The following is a 16,672-nucleotide window of genomic DNA, read 5'->3' on the forward strand; positions in this document are numbered from 1 at the left end:
CGATTTCGCTTTCTGGCTTCGTTTCTCCTCAGTCGCAGAGCCCTGGCTATGCTCCTTCGTCGTGCCTCGCCAGAAAGCGAAATCGCCTCCAGCAAAACCGGAATTTATTTTTGCACAGACCCTTAGGGCGAAACTTCAGCCGTTCGATCATGCGCCGCTTCCTGTCGCATCTTTGCAGGTCGGCTGCCAACCCGCGCGCGGGCAGGCTGCCCGCGCTCCTTCCCGAATCTCAATTGACCGAATTGCCATCCGCGTCGATCAACCGAATCTCGTCCTGGGCCAGTTCCCGGATGCCGGCCTCGATCTTCGCGCGGTCGCCGACAACTACCCACACGAGCCGATCCGGGTTCAGCACGCCTTTCGCTGCGCGCTCCACATCCGGCAGCTTCAGCGCGCTCACCTTGGCCGGATACGTCTGGAAAAAATCATCCGGCAATCCGAATTGGACAATCTCGGTGATGGAATTCCCGACGGCGCTCATGGTCTCCCAGGCGCCGGGCAGTTTGAGCACGCGGTTCTCCCGCGTCTTGGTCAGTTCCTCATCCGTAATCGGAGACTCCCCAAGCAGTCCTTTGAGTTCCTTCGTGATCTCGACCATGGACTCTTTCGTCTTGTCTGTCTGAACGGAGGCGCTGACATAGAAAGGCCGCTGGCCGCGCGCCGGCAAGAACCGCGATCCCGCTCCGTACGACCAGTGTTTATCCTCCCGCAAATTCATGTTGATCCGCGACGTGAAAGCTCCGCCCAGAATCTGGTTCATCGTCTCGATTGCGATTTCGTCCGGATTCGCCTTGGGGGGCGCGATGTGCCCGGCCAAAATCAACGACTGGATGGAGCCGGGACGATCGATCAGGTAAAACACCGGCTTCGATTGGTGCTCGACCGCGCCGATGTTCTTGTTTGGAACCTCGCCGCGCTCCCAGCGCTTGAAAGCGCCTTCGAGCCTGGGGGTGATTTCGTTCAAGGTGGTATCGCCGACGACAATGAGCGTCGCGTTGTTAGGCTTGAACCAGGCGCGATGAAATTTTTCCAGATCCTGGCGGGTGAGTTTGCCGACGCTGGCTTCGTCGCCCGATCCGGTGAACGGGTTCGCGTAAGCGTGGCCGCGGCCATAGAGAAGCCGGGGAACGACGCGCGCCGCCATGGTGTTGGGCTGAACCTTTTCCTGCCGGATGCGGTCGAGCTGCTGCTTCTGGCGCCGCCGAAAGTCTTCTTCGGGAAAGGAGGGATTCAAGATCACGTCCGCATAAATCGCCAGGGACGCGTCCAGATTCGCTTTCAGCGCAGACAAAGAAACGCTGGAGGCATCCAAATCCGAACCTGCGTTGAGCGAGGCGCCAAGCTGCGCCAACTCTTCGCTGATTTGAAGGGCGGTCCGTGATTTGGTTCCCTCATCGAGCATGTCCATCGCGAGCCGGGCGGTGCCCGGACTGGCGAATTGATCCGCCGCATAGCCCGCGTCAATGAGCAACTCAAACTCGATCACCGGAACGGCGTGCCGCTCCGCCAGGACGATCTTCAAACCATTCGAAAGCGTCGAGCGTTGCAGCGGAGGAAACTTCGCCTCCGCTTTGAGGTCAGGATACGGAAGCTTCGAGCGATCCACGGACGAGGCCGCCGTTTCGTAGTTGGGATAGGGATGAATCTCCAGGATGTAAACCCCATCCGAAAGCCAGGCCTGCGCGGCCGACTGGATTTCTTTGGCCGTGGCCTCGCTAACGCGCTTCAGGGTGCGTTTGTAGTGGTCCGGACTGCCCGTATAGACCTGATATTCGGCCAGCACATCCGATTTTCCGCCGAAGCCGCCGATGCGCTCGATCTGACGAATGAAGCCGGCAAGATTTTGCGTCTTGATGCGTTGCAGTTCGGTGGCGGTAGGTCCCTCCGCAAGAAAGCGCGCTAACTCTTCGTCGATGCCGCGTTCCACTTTCGCGAGATCCTCCCCGGGTCTGGCCGTGGCCTGGATGACGAACGTGCCGGCAATTTCCTGAAGATCGACGTAAGCAATGATGTCACTGGCAATCTGGTCCTGGTAAACGAGGCGTTTGTAGAGGCGCGAGTTTTTCCCGGCCGCGAGCACGTCGCTCGCAAGATTCAACAGGTCGGCCTCGTGCGTGCCGAATTGGGGAATGTTCCAGACTTTGTGAATGCGGGATTGTGGCACGCGGTCGTTCGCGGTTTGCCTCACGGTGCCAGTCCGTTTGGCAATCCAGGCACTGTGTCTGGAAAGCGGCGGACCGGCTGGAATCGCGCCGAAGTACTTTTCCACCTTCTCGCGCGCTTCTTTGGGATCAACGTCCCCGGCGATCACAAGCGTCGCGTTGGCCGCGCCATAGTAAGTCTTGAACCATTCCTGAACGTCCTGCAAAGAAGCGGCGTTCAGATCTTCCATCGAGCCAATCGTTGTCCACGAGTAGGGATGGCCGGGAGGAAAAGTCCCTTTGGTGATCAATTCGTAGGCCAGGCCGTAGGGCTGGTTTTCACCCTGCCGCTTTTCGTTTTGAACGACGCCGCGCTGCTCATCCAGCTTGGCCTGGTCCACGACACCGAGCAGGTGACCCATGCGGTCAGACTCCAGCCAGAGCAACAAATCGAGCGCATCCTTCGGCGCGTTTTGGAAGTAATTGGTGCGGTCCGGATTGGTGGTCCCGTTCAAATCCGTGGCGCCGACCTTCTCGACTGCTTTGAAGTAATCCTCATTGAAATGCTCGCTCCCGTTGAACATGAGGTGCTCGAACAGATGGGCGAAGCCGGTCTTGCCTGGCTTCTCGTTCTTCGAGCCGACGTGGTACCAGACGTTGACCGCGACGATCGGCGCTTTGTGGTCCTCGTGCACGAGGAGCGTCAGTCCGTTCTTCAGAACGAACTTCGTGTAGGGAATCTCGATGTCCTGGATGAGATCTGGAGTCGCGGCCGACGCAATCAGCGCTCGGCTCAGCCACACGATGGCCGCGGCCAAATTGAGAAATCTACGGAACTGCTTGCTCATAGCATGTGCCTTCGTTTCGCGTTTCGGTGGATCAAGAAAATAACCGTGGCGCACACAATGGGGCAAACAAGTTAAGGAGTCAAATATGGTAGGGCGAGTCCGTCCTGGCGAGCCGCTCGACGTGCCTGGAACACGTTCGACTCGGCTCGCTGGGGACAGGCTCGCCCTACCGTCGTTTACCGAGCGATTGCGCGTGGTTACGGGTGCCGCAATTCTTCGTTGTCCGGAGGCTTCGATTCTGAAGTTTCACCCGGCGGTTCAGGAGCGCTCTGCAATCCTCCCTTGTGAATTGCGACGTGAATTCATAAAAGTGCCGCGTGCCCACGCCTCTCGAAACCAGCGTTCCGGCTCTCAGCGAGCCGCCGCCTGTTGCATCCAGAACCCCGGAGAGGCGTTACGATCTGGAGCCGCGGTTCACGTATTCCGTGCCGCACGCGCTTTACCGGACGCTGCTGGCGTTCAACGCCTGGTTCTGGATGCTCGCGTTGCTCGGCTACGCCAAGCGGTATCTGCACTTCAACAGCCCGCTGCTGGCGTATGCGAACGAAGGGATCTACCCGTTCTACATCCTGCATCAAACGGTGATCGTGATCCTGGCCTTCTACGTCGTGCAAACGAGCGACACCATTCTGATGAAATTCGCCTTCCTCTGCGCCGCGTCCTTCCTCGTCACGGTGGCGATTTATCATTTCGGCATCCGGCCTTATGACCCGCTTCGGTTCCTCTTCGGCATGAAACCGCGCGAAAAACGGTGACTGGCGAGCCAGGTAGCGCAGGCTTTCGAGCCTGCGGGTTCGCGGAGCTTTCCAGCTCCGCTTGGCGAGCCTGCGCCGCCGGAGACTGGAAAGTCCCCCTAACCGGCAGGCTGGAAAGCCTGCCCCACCACGCTATAGTTCCCACATTACATTGTCACGCAGCGGGCCTTCCGGTAGTAATCCTGGCGTTGATGAAGTCGTTGAAGTTGCTGGTCCTCACTCTCTGGCTCGGTGCTTCGTCCCTTTCGGCGGCGGTGATATCCCACGAGGCTTTGGGACCTTCGAGCCGGCGCACGGGCCTGGTCATCTCGGAAATCATGTATCGCCCCGCCGCGCGATCGGACGGAAAAGATCTGGAGTTTGTCGAGTTGTTCAATTCGCAGCTTTGGTTCGAGGACCTCAGCGGCTACCGGCTCTCCGGCGCGATTGAATTCACTTTCCCGGCGGGAACAACTCTTCCCGCGCGCTCCTTTCTGGTTGTGGCCAGGAACCCGGCTGACGTCAGAAGCGTCTATGGGATCGCAGACATCGCGGGTCCTTACGCGGATTCGCTCCAGCATCGATCGCGCACAATCCGATTGCACCACCGGAACGGCGCGGTCCTCCTGCAGATCACCTTTTCGAGCGATCTGCCCTGGCCTGTCGCAGCGAACGGCGCCGGACATTCGCTCGTGTTGGCGCGGCCATCGTACGGTGAAAGCGAGCCGTCGGTCTGGGCTGCGAGCGACCGCATGGGCGGATCCCCTGGGGCATTTGAAGCGGCGGTTCCCGAGGCGCTGCGATCCGTGGTTATCAATGAGTTGTTGGTTCGGAGCGATACGCCGGCATTCGTCGAACTCTACAACGGAAGTCGCGAAGCGAAAGATCTCTCCGGTTGCTCCTTAACCGATGACGCGATGATGAGGAAATGCATCTTTCCGCCGGGCACCGTCATTAAGCCCGAAGGCTTCCTTGTCTTTGGCCAACCCCAACTCGGCTTCGCCCTGAATCCAGCCGGAGGAACACTCTTCCTCATGAACTCGGACCAAAGCCGAGTCATCGATACCGTTCGCTACGGAGGTCAAGCGGCCGGAGTCTCGTTTGGCCGCTCTCCGAATGGCGCTTCCATCCTCCGTGAACTCGCCGGCCCTTCCCCTGGCGCCGCGAACCGCGAACCGCTCAATCGCGACATCGTCATCAACGAAATCATGTACGCGCCTATTTCGGGTCGCGCCGAAGACGAATACCTGGAGCTTTACAACAAAGGCGCCGCGCCCGTTGACCTGAGCGGCTGGAAGTTCGTGGCCGGGATCGACTTCACCTTCCCGCCCGGCACGCGCTTGCCGCCGGACGGCTACCTCGTCGTGGCCAAGAACGCCGAGCATCTGCGAAGCAATCACTCCCACTTGAACGCATCGAATACCGTCGGAGATTTCCGAGGCCGGCTTTCGAATCAGGGGCAAAAGCTCACGCTCGCGATGCCCGACAAGCTTACACGCGCTGAGGCCCCTACCGGCGCCACGAACACCATTCTTGTCGTCGCCGACGAAGTCGCCTATGGGACGGGAGGGCGCTGGGGCAAATGGGCGCGCGAAGGCGGCAGCAGCCTGGAACTTATCGATCCGCGCAGCGATAACCAACTCGCGTCGAACTGGGCCGACAGCGATGAAACGGCGAAGAGCGAGTGGACGGCCATCGAAACCACCGGCGTTCTGGACAACGGCATTGGTCCGGCGGATACGCTGCACATGTTGCTCATGGGCGAAGGTGGATGCTTGATCGACAACGTGGAAGTCATCGGGCCGGGTGGCACCAATCGAATCAGCAATCCGACGTTCGACGACGGACTCGACGGTTGGGTTCCCCAAGGCAGCCACGGCACGTCCGGTCTTCAGTCGGGAGGCCTCGGCGGAACCTCGTGCTTGCACGTGCGATCGTCGCATCGCGGCGATACCGGCGCGAATCGTATCCGGACCCGCCTCAGAAGTCCGCTGGCTTCGGGGAACACCGGGACGCTTCGGGCCCGAGCGCGCTGGCTTCGCGGATTTCCAGAAGTCTTGCTGCGTTTGCGCGGAAACTACTTGGAAGCGGCGCAGACTTTGTCGCTGCCGAAGAACCTGGGAACGCCCGGCGCCCGCAACAGCCGGGCGGTGGCCAATGCCGGACCTGCGATCCACGACGTGAACCATTTCCCCGTGGTGCCTGCGACCAACCAAACCGTCTTGATCACGGCGCGCGCCAACGACCCCGACGGGATCGCCTCGGTCGTGCTCAAATACCGAGTGGATCCTGGCCTTAGCCTCGTTTCTGTTCCGATGCTGGATGACGGCACGGCAGGCGACGAAATTGCCGGTGACCGAATTTACAGCGCGAAGATTCCGGCGTGGCCCACGGGAACGCTCGTGGCGTTTCACGTCGAGGCGACCGATCAATTCCCCGCGCCCGCAACGACGCGCTTTCCAGCCGACGCGCCAACGCGGGAGTGCCTGGTCCGGTTTGGCGACCCGCCACCGCCAGGCGCGTTCGGAACGTACCGGCTCTGGATCACGCAGGCCACGGCGACCAAATGGGCGACCCGCCTGAAGCTCAGCAACGAATCTCTGGACGCCACGTTCGTTTACGGCGACCACCGCGCCATCTATAACATCGGCGCCCTTTACAGCGGCAGTCCTTACCACAGCCCCGGATACACCACGCCAACCGGCGCGTTGTGCAATTATATTTTGGTGTTTCCCGAAGACGACCGCTTGCTTGGCGTCACGGATTTCAAGTTGACCGCGCCGGGCAATAACCCCGGCGACGACGAAACGGCGCAGCGCGAGCAAACCGCCTACTGGATTGCGGCGCAGCTTGGACTGCCTTTCAACTATCAGCGCAACATCAACCTCTTCGTCAATGGCGTAAGGCGCGGGCGGATTTTTGAAGATTCCCAAATCCCCAACTCCGAGGTGATCGAGGAATGGTTTCCGAACGATGCCAACGGCGAGCTTTATAAAATCGCCGGCTGGTTCGAGTTCGACGACAACGTCTCCAATTTCCAGACGACCTGGACGACGCTGCAACGATTTACCACCACGGGCGGCGCCAAGAAACTGCCGCGCTATCGCTGGAACTGGCAGCGGCGCGGCGCCGAGCTTTCCACCAGCAATTACACCAACCTGTTCAATCTTGTGGACGCCGTGAACGCGACCGGCGCCGCCTACACGCCCAGCGTCGAATCGCACATCGACGTCGAGCAATGGATGCGCATTTTCGCAGTGGAGCACGTGGTGGGCAATTGGGACAGCTACGGGAATAACAACGGCCAAAACATGTTTGCTTACAAACCGCCCCAAGGCCCGTGGCAATTGCTCATCTGGGATTTCGACATCGTGCTCGGGCTCGGCGGCTACGCGGACGGCCCCACGACTTCTCTGTTCAAGGCCGTCGATCCTGTGATTACGCGGATGAACAGCCATCCGCCTTTTCGCCGCGCTTATTGGCGCGCTCTCCGGGACGCGGCGAACGGGCCGTTGCAGGATCTGGCGCTCAACGCGCTTCTCGACGCGAAATACGCTGCCTTTCGCGCGAACGGCGCTTCGATCAACAGCCCGAATGCCATCAAGTCCTATGTCGCTTCCCGGCGCAATTACATTCTCCAACAACTCAAAACCGTGGCCACAGACTTCGCGATCACCAGCAACCGGGGAGATGATTTTGCCACGGATGAGAGCACCCTCACGCTCGCGGGCAGCGCGCCGGTGGAGGTGAAAACGATCCGCATCAACGGCACGGAATATCCCACGACCTGGACGACTGTGACGAACTGGTCGATCAAAGTGCCGCTGCGTCCGGCAATGAATACGCTGGCGCTGGCCGGACATGACGCTTCCGGGAAGTTGCTGCCCGAACACACCGCGGCCATCAATGTCACCGCCCATCTCCCCGATCCGCTCGCGCCGGATCACGTCGTCATCAATGAATGGATGACTGCCAACACGCAGACGCTGGCCGATCCGACCGACGGCGCGTTCAGCGATTGGTTTGAGCTCTACAATCCAACCGCCCGCCCGGTTGACCTCTCCGGTTACGCGCTGACGGATGAATTGTCCAACCCGGCGAAGTTCGTCATTCCGGCTGGCACGTCGCTGGGCCCTCGCTCTCACTTGCTCGTCTGGGCAGATCGGAAATCAGAGCTGAACGGATCGAATCGCGACCTCCACGCGAGTTTCAAACTCAGCCGGAAGAGCGGGTTGATTGCGCTCTTCTCGCCCGGTGGCCAAATCGTCGATCTGGTTCAACACAACGTTCAGGCCAGCGACGTGAGCCAGGGACGTTGGCCGGACGGCCGCTTGGCGCCGTTTTGTTCTATGCCGATTCCAACGCCGCGCGCAGCGAACTTTCTTCTTGAGTCCGGCGGCCAGATCAAAGCGGTCAAAGCCAGCCTGACGACAAGTGGCGTTTCGCTGACCTGGGACGCCCAACCCGGCGTCCGCTATCATCTCCAATACAAGAACCACCTCAGCGAGCCGGCCTGGCACAATCTCTCCGGTGACGTCTTCGCGGACGGAGCGACTGCGTCCAAGATCGACGTTACGAGCGCCTCCGCGCCGCAGCGATTCTATCGTATCCAGACCCTCCGATAGCTGGGCGGAAGGCCCATCCCACTTCTTTGCATGCAGGAACCGTGACGTTGTGGGGCAGGCTTTCCAGCCTGCCGGTTAGAAGGACTTTCCAGTCCCCAGCCGCGGAGTTCGCGAAACGGAGCTGGAATGCTCCATGAACCCGCAGGCTCGAAAGCCTGCGCTACTTCGCGAAAACAGGGACGCAAAGAAAGAGATGCCCGCTGGGCCAGACTCCGATTCTCGAAATTGATTTGGGCGATCAGATAGGGCATGGTGGGGCCGGTGATAGCCGCAGAACTTGATATCCGCTGGCCGAAATTGGCCTCCCACCCGATCGCGCGGGCGCTCGCGCTTTCGCTGGCCGTTCACTTTTTCCTCTTTCTCACGATCGAACTCGGATTTCGTCTGGGCCTCTGGAACAGTTCGCTCTTCAGCCTGGTGACGCTGAGCAAACGTGAGCGCCTGGATCCGCAGTTGGAGGCCAAGAAACGCGCCGAGGCGGAAAACCAAGAGGTCGTTCCGATTGTCTTTGTCGAGGTCGATCCAGCGCAGGCGTCGCCAGCCCCGCCCAAGGACACTCCGTATTACTCCACGCGCAATTCGCTCGCGGGAAACCCGGACACCAGCATCGATTCGCAGGCGCCGAAGATTTCCGGAACGCAAGACCGGATGCCGAGCACGATGACCAAACCTCGTTCAGAGCCAATGCCTCTCCAACCGGCGCCTTCGGTCGCGCGCGCGGCCGAACCACCTCAAGAATCGAAGCCCAACGAGACCCCGCGCCAGGAAACACCGTCCGAAACCAAAGCCGCTCCCAGGCCCGGCGATCTGGCGATGATACGACCCGCGGAACGCCCGGTCCTGACCCCCAAGCCGAGTTTCAGCGACGCTGCGGCCAGCCCTCCGGATCGGCCCAAACCGCGGCGGCTCGCGCAAGTGCGCAACCAGCAAACCGGCCTGGTCAGTGAGAAGATGAAGCAGGAGGGTGGCGTGCGGCGTTACTCCATCGAGGGCCTGAATGTGAAAGCGACGCCTTTCGCGAGTTACGACCAGGCCATCATCGAGGCGATTCAAAATCACTGGTTCAATCTGCTCGACGACCGGAACTTCGTTGGCAACGACACGGGAAAGGTCGTGTTGACGTTTCGTTTGAACTCGGACGGCAGCGTCACACAAATGGGCGTCACGGAAAGCACGGTGAACGATATTTTAGAGATTATCTGCCGCAAGGCCGTCCAGCAACCGGCACCCTTCGGTCCCTGGCCCTCGGACATGCGCCGGCTGATCGGAGCCGACTATCGGGAAGTACGCTTCACGTTCTACTACAATTGAATTCTGGGATGGCAGACGAGTTTAACCGGAGGCAACGGAGTTAACAGAGATCAAACTTCACTGCGGGACCAGCTTGAAGACTTTCCCGGTGTTGGCGCGCAGGCTGTTGCTGTTATTGGTCATCACGTACAGCTCGCCGTCCGCATCTTCTCCAAAGGCGACGATGAATGCCTTCAGTTTGCCCCCCGGGTGCGTCGCCAGATCCAGCGGCTCCAGACTCCACTTTGAGGCGCCCGACTGCGGACGCGTCGCCACCAGCATGATTCCATCTGCCGGAAAGACAAAGTTCCGCGACCAATCGCCGAACACGTAACGCCCCTGGAGTTGCGGCAGCGCTTTGCCGCGATAAATGTATCCGCCAGTGATGCTGATGCCCAGGGCTTCAGGATCATTACGGAATCCGTTCACGTTCTTGTATTCGAGGATCGGATCAATAAAAGGTTTTCCGTCGGGACCGGTCTTGGCGCAGTCCTCGGGCGCCGTTTTTGGATTCTTGGGATCGAAGCAATGGAACCCTTCGCGGACCCGCCAGCCGTAGTTGCCTCCCTTCACAATGATATCCACTTCTTCCCACAAAGTCTGTCCAATGTCTCCCGCGAACAGCTCGTGGTTTCCACCCCGGTCGAACGTGATGCGCCACGGGTTGCGCAGGCCGTAGGCGTAAATCTCTGGACGCGCCTGGCCGCCTTGGAACGGATTGTCCGCCGGAATCGCATACCGATCGCCCTTGTCCACATCGATGCGCAGAATCTTGCCCATCAGATTCGTGAGGTCTTGCGCGTTGCCCTGAGGCGAATGCCCGCGGCCTTCGTCATTGGCGTTGCCGCCGTCGCCCACGGCGAAATAGAGGTAGCCGTCCGGCCCAAAGACAATCGTTCCGGCGTTGTGATTGAAATAAGGTTTGTCGATTTGAAGGAGAACCCGCTCCGAAGCCAGATCCGCGGCTTCCTCCGCGTGAGCGGGCGCTTTGAATTCCGAAAGCTGCATGGTGTGATCCCAATCGGACGGGCCGTCCTTCCTCAGCGGCGCGCTATAGACCACGTAAAGCTTGCGGTTCTCGCGAAACTTCGGGTGCAACGCCAAACCTAACAGCCCCCGCTCGTCGAACGCGCCCTGGTTGATCTTGGCCAGGCGGCTCGTGAGATCCAGAAACAGCTTGTCCGAAAGCTTGCCGTCTTTGTTCAACACATAAACCTTGCCGATCTGATCCGCAATGAGCGTGCGCCCAGAGCCGTCGCTGACGGGGATGAACGCCGTCGGTGAGACGAAACCTTCGGCCACTAACTTCAGGCCGACCTTGCTCGCGGAGTCGGCGGCGAACGCGTCCGGAGTGAACGGCAAGCTGATCGCCGCGCTGCCAATGCCGCAAGCGAGCAGCAGCGTGACGTGTCCTGACCGTGGCCTTTTCTTTGAACAAAAGGAAACGAAGGGAACAAAGGAGAGAACGCGAGAAATAAAATGCCCGGGCGAAGAGTGGTTAGTTGTCGTCACGCGCGACACTCTATCGGGACACGGGCACGCTTTTCAAATAATTCCGAAGAAGATTTGGGAAGGTCGGCCGGGTTGACACGAATTTCACCAATTCTCACGAATTCGACTGACCTCGAGCCTTTCAATCAATTCGCGTTAATTCGCGTAATTCCTTTGAAGTTAGGTTTCCCCGACAGGAGCGCGGGCAGCCTGCCGGCGAGAAAGTCTCTCATCAGATCCTCAGAACGCCCGGGCACGGCTGCCGCGCTCCTTTCGCCGATTCTTGAATCAGCCGTGAGCGTGGCCAGATTACTTGTCTTCTTTCTTGGTTTCCGGGGGCGGAGCCTCTTTGTCCCTTTTGTCGTCGGGCGCTGCAACCGGTTTCTCCGCCGGCTTGTCAGGCAGGGGCGGCACAAGTTTGAGTTCCTTGGCAATATCCGCCGCGGTCTCTTCCTTCTTTTCCACGGGCGGCGCTTGCGTGGTTGTGTCCGGCGTTTCCTCCTTCTTCTCCGCCATGAAATCTTTTCGCTCCTTGAGGAGCGGATCGATCGTCCATTTGGAAACGAGGTAAGTCCATTTCTCGTAAGACTGCTCCTGCTTCAGTTTTTCCTCCTGCTTCTTGACCTTCTCTTGGAATTCTTTGTCGAGCTTCTCCTTGTCCTCCGGCTTTTCGTCCTTGCCAGGCGTCCGCTGGTGATTGATGTCGGCTTTGACCGAGACCTGAAGATGATAGTTGTCCTCGCCGGTTTTACTCCCGACTTTGACGGTGTAAGTGAAGTTGTCGAACGTCTCCAGCGTGGCGACCAGCGGCTGATTCATCCCGGTGTCCTCAGGCTTGGCCTCCGGCGAAACCACGTCATTGAAGCTGGGCGAAGAAAGCGCATAGCCGACGCTCGAAGCCTTGGTCGTATCGAACTGCTCTTCCTCCTTCTTATCCGCCAGTTTCAAATCGCCGCCTTCGGTGTCACGCGTGAGTTTCCAGGAATTCGTCGCGTTGGTTGAAACGACAGAAAGAGCGCGCAGCTTCTCCACTTTGAAGAAATCTTTGCTCAGCCAGCGATCCGGCTTCGGTTCGACGTCGGTGAGCGGATCGGAAATCACCGCGACGGTCGGCGCGCTGTTCTGGACGAGCACGTAGCGTCCGACCGGCCAATCCCCGCCGCCAAATGGCGAACTGCTTTCGCCGGTCCGCACGTATTTCTTGCCCAGGAGCACGGATTTGATGGCCTTTCCCCCTTTGTCCTTGAACTCCACCAGTGTGCCGCCGTTCGTGCCTTTGTCCGGGGGAAGCAATTCGAGGCGGCCGTACTGGGTCGGTCCGACTTTGACGGACTGGACGATCTTCAAGTCCCACATCTTTCGCAGCAGATCGCCGATCTCTGTGAAATTGGCGGGATAGTTCCACCGTTCCTTGACGCGCCAGAGATCGTCTTGCCTGGCCAGATTCAAGTTGGTTGTTCCTTGAGTGATCGTGATCTGCGAAACGTCGTTCATGGGGAAGTCGGGCAGAAGCTTCTGGCCAATCGCACTCCCGCCCGCCTGCCAGGACGAAGTCTTGCGGCTGTTCAAGAGGAGCCCAAGCCCTCCGATGACGATCACGAGAACAGAAAGAAGAGTCAGTTGTTTGCGGTTCATTTTGCTGCAGTACGTTTCCGTTTGATGAGAGCCAGAGAAACGCCGGAAATCGCCACCAAAAACGGCATGCCGGCGATATTCACCCACTTCAATCGGTTTTCCAGGGAATCGATGTCGCGCCGGAGATTGCGGCGCTCTTTGCGGAGTTCGCGATTCACCTCGGCCTGTTTGGCCTTGAAGCTGTTGATCTCCGCTTGCTGTTCCGGCGAAAGAATAAACCGTTGATTGCCTTCCTTGCTCTTTTGAAGTTCGTTGAGCCGCGTCTGCGTATCGGAGAGGCTCTTCTCCAGGTCTTTGATCTTGGTGCGATACCGATCCTCCGCCTGGGCTTGCATTTGCCGGACCAGCGTGAAAGGCCGGTTCATGGTCGCGCGGCTCCGGACGCCGATCAAATTGCTGTCGCCAGCGAGTTGTTCGACGATGTTCTGGACGAGATTCAGGTTGCCATTCCGCGGGATAACGATGCGTTGTCCGAAGAATTCCTGAATCTGAACAGAGAACTGATCGAATAACAAATCGGTGTCGCCCACCAGAATCACGACGCCTTCGGAACCCGCCTCCTTCAGCGATGAATCCGCCGGCTTCTCATCCTTCTTCTCGCCCTCTTTCTTTTCCTCCGGTTTTTCAGTGGAGGCGTCTTTCGGTTTGCCGTCCGGGAACGCCGTCTTGAATTTGCCGGTCAAGCGCAAGGCCAGCGCGTGTTCCTTGCCCGAATTCGCGAAGTCCTTGACGGTTTGGTCGCCGGAGAACTCCGCCATGAAGCGATCCACGACCTGCGACGCTTTGGTGCTGCGCAGCAAAACGGTTTGCTTCAATCCTTCGGCAGGAGTGCCCGAAAACGCTCCCGTGAACGGAATCCAGACGCTGTCAATCTGGCTGGTGACCACGTCATCGGTGTTCAACCCTTCCTGCGTCATCGTCAAAAACGCGGGCGCGGATTCGCTGCGGCCGTTCCGATTGATGCGCGTGATGAAATTCATGTCCGCCACCACTTTGTTCTGGTCGAACTCAAGGCCCCACGCTTTCAGAAGTTTGTCCAGCGTCGAGCCGCTTTGCGCGGAAGCCTGGAACTGGTTCATTCCCGGAGGCGTATTGCGGCTGTCCACCAGGGAGAAAGGATCCAGAAACGCCACCACCTTGCCGCCCTTGAGCAGGAATTGATCGATGGCGTACTGGGCTTTGTCGGTGATCCCCTTGGGATGCACCACGACCAGCACTTTGACATCGCCCGGGATTTCCTCGACCGTCATCTCCACCTGCTTGACCTCGAAATCGCGCTTCAATTCCGACACGAACACCCACGGCTCCTGCCGTTGCATCTGGCCCATGCGCATCATCATGGGATTGAATTCGCCCATGACCGGCAGCGTGGCCATGACGCCGACGACCGGTTTGGCGGTGTTCGTCACTCGCGTGATCGCCCGCGCCAGATCGTATTCCAGCAGTTTCTCCCGCTCCGGCGAGAGGAAGGGGAGGGCGGCCTTCGCGTCAAGCTGGCTTACGGCTAAGCCGAGGTAAATCTTGTCATTGAAGCCAACCATCTGGCCTTCCAGACCGTCGAGGCGCGCGGAATCTTCGGCATCAGTGTCCGGCTTGGGATCGAACTTCTTGATCTCGATTTTGTCGCCCGCGAGCTTCCTCAATTCGTTGAGCAGGTCCTCGACGCGCTGGGCGTAGGTTTTGAGTGGGACGGGCATTTCTTTGGTGTCCTGCGTGCAGTAAAAGCGAATTTCCACGGGGGTATCGAGTTTCGCCAGGATCGCTTTGGTGCCTGGGGAAAGCGTGTAAAGTTTTTCCTCGGTGAAATCGAGACGCACCTTGGCCACGCCCGAAATCACGTACACCGCCACCAGGATGAGAAACATCGCCCCCACCCCGATGGTCGAGTAGATCAACGGCTCAAATTGTTTCGATTCTTTTTTCATGAGTTGAAATTTGAGATTTGAAATCTGAGATTCTCGGTCAGCCCGCCCGATGCCCGCGAATAATGACGCTCGTCGTGAACAGCGAAAACACGATCATCGAGGCGAAAAAGATCAAATCGTTCGTGTCGAGAACCCCCCGCTGCAGCGCGTCGAAGTGCGTCATGACGCTGAAGGCGGCAACGATCTCAACGAGGCGCGGGCTTTCGGAAATGATCTCCAGCATGCGCGTCACGGGCGGCCATCCGGCCAGGATCAGAAACAGGCAAATGACCACCGAGACGATGAAACTGATCACCTGATTTCTCGTCATCGCCGAGGTCATGCAGCCGATCGCCAGATAAGCGCCGGCCAGCATCAGGCTCCCGACGTAGCCGGCAAAAATGACGCCGTTGTCTGGGTTGCCCAGATAATTCACGGTCATCACAACCGGGAAGGTCAGCGCCAAGGCCAGAGCCAGGAACAACCACGAAGCGAGGAATTTTCCGAGGATCGCCTGCCAGGCCGTGATCGGCATGGTGAGGAGAAGCTCGATCGTCCCCAGCCTTCGTTCCTCGGACCACAACCGCATCCCCACCGCCGGCACGAGGAACAAGTAAAGCCACGGATGCCAGACGAAGAACGACATGGCCAACGAGGCCTCGCCGCGCTCGAAAAAGCCGCCGACCATGAACGTGAAGAAACCGGTCAGCAGCAGAAAGATCACGATGAACACGTAAGCCACCGGCGAGGCAAAGTAGCCAGCCAGCTCCCGCTTGGAGATCGTCCAGATGTTAGCGAATGATGAATTCATTTCCGTTCTTCCTTTGTGGTGTCGGGCAGTGTGATGCTGCGGAAGACTTCGTCGAGCCGGCCTTCTTCCGTATGCAACTCCTCGATCTTCCAGCCTTCGCGTTGGGCCATGTCCGAGATGCTGATTGCCAGCTCGCCATTGCGGCAGTTGGGCTGCGGGAAAACCCGCGCGGTGACGGCCGGCGCGTCCTCTTTGAGGATCGAGGTCTTCCGCGCCGTGGGCAATTGCGCCAGTTTTTGGCCAACGACGACCGCCGCCACTTTGGCGACTCGCAGGCAGACCGCGCCGGCCACGTCGGAGCGCTGTTTCAGTTCGACCGGTGTTCCATTCGCGACGATTTGGCCGCGATCGATAATGATCGCGCGCGTGCAGGCGGCTTCGACTTCTTCCAGAATATGGGTTGAGAAGATGATCGCTTTCTTTTCGCCCATGCGCCGGATCAGGCTCCGGACTTCGTGCTTTTGGTTCGGGTCCAGACCGTCGGTCGGCTCGTCCAGCACCAGGATGTCCGGGTCGTGGATGATTGCCTGCGCGAAGCAGGTTCGATGGCGATAGCCCTTGGAGAGTGTCTCCACGCTCTGGTGGAGCACCGACTCCAGGAAACACATTTCCACCACGCGACGCACCGCCATCTTCCGTGCGTCGCCCTGCACCCCGCGCAATTCGGCGGCAAAGTTCAGGAAGCCATAAACCGTCATGTCGGTGTAGGCGGGCGCGTTTTCCGGCAGGTAACCGATGAGTCGCTTGGCCGGGATCGGGTCCTCAACCATGTCGTGCCCGCCCACCAGGACGCGGCCCGAGGAGGGCGGGATAAAACCGGTGAGCATGCGCATGGTGGTGGATTTGCCGGCGCCGTTCGGCCCCAGGAAACCCAGCACCTCGCCGCGTTCGACGGTGAACGAAACGTTGTTTACGGCCAGCTTCGGCCCAAAAGCTTTGCTCAGATTCTGAACATTGATCATGTTTCTTCGCTCCAGGATACCATTCCGAGACAATCAGCCTGTCATAAAAGGACCTCGCCCTATTGCTACGGATACGTATCGATTTACTGAATACCGTTCTCTTACCCTATTTGTCAAGAGGCTGATGATCGCAGATATGGTCGATCAGGCCGTCGCCGAAGGATGTACGGCGCACGAAGCCGAGGCCCGAGCGATCGAGCAAATTCGCAAGCTGGGTCAGGAGGTGCTGAA

Annotated in this window: 9 protein-coding genes; 3 read left to right on the forward strand and 6 right to left on the reverse strand. The window is 59.1% G+C overall.

Features of this window, described 5'->3' with window-relative positions; all coding sequences use genetic code 11:
* Positions 1-229 precede the first annotated feature (229 nt).
* Positions 230-2,989: an insulinase family protein gene (locus tag FJ398_16850; protein MBM3839600.1), complete on the reverse strand. Its 2,760-nt coding sequence runs from the start codon at positions 2,987-2,989 to the stop codon at positions 230-232.
* A gap of 317 nt (positions 2,990-3,306) precedes the next feature.
* Between FJ398_16850 and FJ398_16855 the strand changes: the two genes are divergently transcribed.
* From FJ398_16855 to FJ398_16865, 3 genes are all read left to right on the forward strand, one after another.
* Positions 3,307-3,744, forward strand: a complete 438-nt coding sequence (locus FJ398_16855) for a hypothetical protein (GenBank protein ID MBM3839601.1) — start codon at positions 3,307-3,309, stop codon at positions 3,742-3,744.
* A gap of 191 nt (positions 3,745-3,935) precedes the next feature.
* Positions 3,936-8,348: a hypothetical protein gene (locus FJ398_16860; GenBank protein ID MBM3839602.1), complete on the forward strand. Its 4,413-nt coding sequence runs from the start codon at positions 3,936-3,938 to the stop codon at positions 8,346-8,348.
* Between the two features lie 297 nt (positions 8,349-8,645).
* Positions 8,646-9,659 (forward strand): hypothetical protein, encoded by a 1,014-nt coding sequence (locus tag FJ398_16865; protein MBM3839603.1) that lies wholly within the window; start codon positions 8,646-8,648, stop codon positions 9,657-9,659.
* Between the two features lie 57 nt (positions 9,660-9,716).
* Here FJ398_16865 and FJ398_16870 read toward each other — a convergent pair whose 3' ends face one another.
* The 5 genes from FJ398_16870 to FJ398_16890 form a co-directional block, all read right to left on the reverse strand.
* A complete protein-coding gene (locus tag FJ398_16870) occupies positions 9,717-10,907 on the reverse strand; it encodes a PQQ-dependent sugar dehydrogenase (protein ID MBM3839604.1) in 1,191 nt (396 codons plus the stop codon).
* A gap of 531 nt (positions 10,908-11,438) precedes the next feature.
* Positions 11,439-12,764 carry a DUF4340 domain-containing protein gene (locus tag FJ398_16875; GenBank protein ID MBM3839605.1) on the reverse strand — a complete coding sequence of 442 codons (1,326 nt, stop codon included), beginning with the start codon at positions 12,762-12,764 and terminating at the stop codon, positions 11,439-11,441.
* Positions 12,761-14,689 (reverse strand): hypothetical protein, encoded by a 1,929-nt coding sequence (locus tag FJ398_16880; protein MBM3839606.1) that lies wholly within the window; start codon positions 14,687-14,689, stop codon positions 12,761-12,763. The genes FJ398_16875 and FJ398_16880 overlap by 4 nt, the downstream gene beginning before the upstream one ends.
* Before the next feature lie 37 nt (positions 14,690-14,726).
* Positions 14,727-15,479: an ABC transporter permease gene (locus FJ398_16885; GenBank protein MBM3839607.1), complete on the reverse strand. Its 753-nt coding sequence runs from the start codon at positions 15,477-15,479 to the stop codon at positions 14,727-14,729.
* Positions 15,476-16,441, reverse strand: coding sequence for an ATP-binding cassette domain-containing protein (locus tag FJ398_16890; GenBank protein MBM3839608.1), 966 nt, complete (start codon positions 16,439-16,441; stop codon positions 15,476-15,478). The genes FJ398_16885 and FJ398_16890 overlap by 4 nt, the downstream gene beginning before the upstream one ends.
* Positions 16,442-16,672 lie beyond the last annotated feature (231 nt).

The sequence above is a fragment of the Verrucomicrobiota bacterium genome (genome assembly GCA_016871535.1).
GTDB lineage: Bacteria > Verrucomicrobiota > Verrucomicrobiia > Limisphaerales > SIBE01 > VHCZ01.

Bases quoted from the DNA above. Each gene is read 5' to 3' on its own strand.
- FJ398_16890 (MBM3839608.1), bottom strand. From the start codon at position 16,441: ATGATCAATGTTCAGAATCTGAGCAAAGCTTTTGGGCCGAAGCTGGCC.
- FJ398_16850 (MBM3839600.1), bottom strand. From the start codon at position 2,989: ATGAGCAAGCAGTTCCGTAGATTTCTCAATTTGGCCGCGGCCATCGTG.
- FJ398_16875 (MBM3839605.1), bottom strand. From the start codon at position 12,764: ATGAACCGCAAACAACTGACTCTTCTTTCTGTTCTCGTGATCGTCATC.
- FJ398_16885 (MBM3839607.1), bottom strand. From the start codon at position 15,479: ATGAATTCATCATTCGCTAACATCTGGACGATCTCCAAGCGGGAGCTG.
- FJ398_16880 (MBM3839606.1), bottom strand. From the start codon at position 14,689: ATGAAAAAAGAATCGAAACAATTTGAGCCGTTGATCTACTCGACCATC.
- FJ398_16860 (MBM3839602.1), top strand. From the start codon at position 3,936: ATGAAGTCGTTGAAGTTGCTGGTCCTCACTCTCTGGCTCGGTGCTTCG.